The organism is Fortiea sp. LEGE XX443, from assembly GCF_015206815.1.
Classification (GTDB): domain Bacteria; phylum Cyanobacteriota; class Cyanobacteriia; order Cyanobacteriales; family Nostocaceae; genus Nostoc_B.
Genome location: NZ_JADEXZ010000162.1, coordinates 1 through 1,113, shown reverse-complemented (window position 1 = coordinate 1,113; position 1,113 = coordinate 1). Strand labels below are relative to the sequence as shown.

1 protein-coding gene is annotated in these 1,113 nt (G+C 47.5%); it reads left to right on the top strand.

Going from position 1 to position 1,113, the window contains the following annotated elements; genetic code table 11:
- Positions 1 to 29: 29 nt before the first annotated feature.
- Positions 30 to 1,112, top strand: coding sequence for a photosystem II q(b) protein (psbA, locus tag IQ259_RS26930; RefSeq protein ID WP_193889027.1), 1,083 nt, complete (start codon positions 30 to 32; stop codon positions 1,110 to 1,112).
- Position 1,113: the final 1 nt, after the last annotated feature.

Genomic DNA, 1,113 nt, shown 5'->3' with positions numbered 1-1,113 from the left:
CATACATAAACAACAGCAATCATAAAAACATGACAGCAACCTTACAACAGCGCAGCAGCGCCAACGTATGGGATCGGTTTTGCGAGTGGATCACCAGCACCAACAACCGCCTATACATCGGCTGGTTCGGAGTATTAATGATCCCAACCCTACTAGCAGCAATCACCTGCTTCGTAATCGCCTTCATCGCCGCACCACCAGTAGACATCGATGGAATCCGTGAACCAGTAGCAGGTTCATTAATGTACGGAAACAACATCATCTCAGGAGCAGTAGTACCATCCTCCAACGCCATTGGTTTGCACTTCTACCCAATTTGGGAAGCAGCATCTCTTGATGAGTGGTTGTACAACGGCGGCCCTTACCAACTAGTAATATTCCACTTCCTGATTGGCGTATTCTGCTACTTAGGACGTGAATGGGAACTATCCTACCGCTTGGGTATGCGTCCTTGGATTTGCCTAGCATTCTCCGCACCAGTGGCAGCAGCAACCGCAGTCTTCTTAATCTACCCAATCGGACAAGGTTCATTCTCCGATGGTATGCCCTTGGGTATCAGTGGAACATTCAACTTCATGATTGTGTTCCAAGCAGAACACAACATCTTGATGCACCCCTTCCACATGTTGGGAGTAGCGGGTGTGTTCGGTGGTTCTTTGTTTTCTGCAATGCACGGAAGTTTGGTAACTTCATCCTTAGTTCGTGAAACAACCGAGAACGAATCACAAAACTACGGTTACAAGTTCGGACAAGAAGAAGAAACCTACAACATCGTTGCAGCACACGGTTACTTCGGTCGCTTAATCTTCCAATACGCTTCATTCAACAACAGCCGTTCCTTGCACTTCTTCCTCGCTGCATGGCCTGTAATCGGTATCTGGTTTACAGCACTGGGTATCAGCACAATGGCGTTCAACTTGAACGGTTTCAACTTCAACCAGTCTGTGATTGATTCTCAAGGTCGCGTGATCAACACCTGGGCTGATATCATCAACCGCGCTAACCTGGGTATGGAAGTTATGCACGAGCGTAATGCTCACAACTTCCCCTTAGATTTGGCTGCTGGTGATGTTGCTCCTGTTGCACTTACTGCTCCTTCTATCAACGGTTAAT

Bases quoted from the DNA above. Each gene is read 5' to 3' on its own strand.
- psbA (WP_193889027.1), top strand. From the start codon at position 30: ATGACAGCAACCTTACAACAGCGCAGCAGCGCCAACGTATGGGATCGG.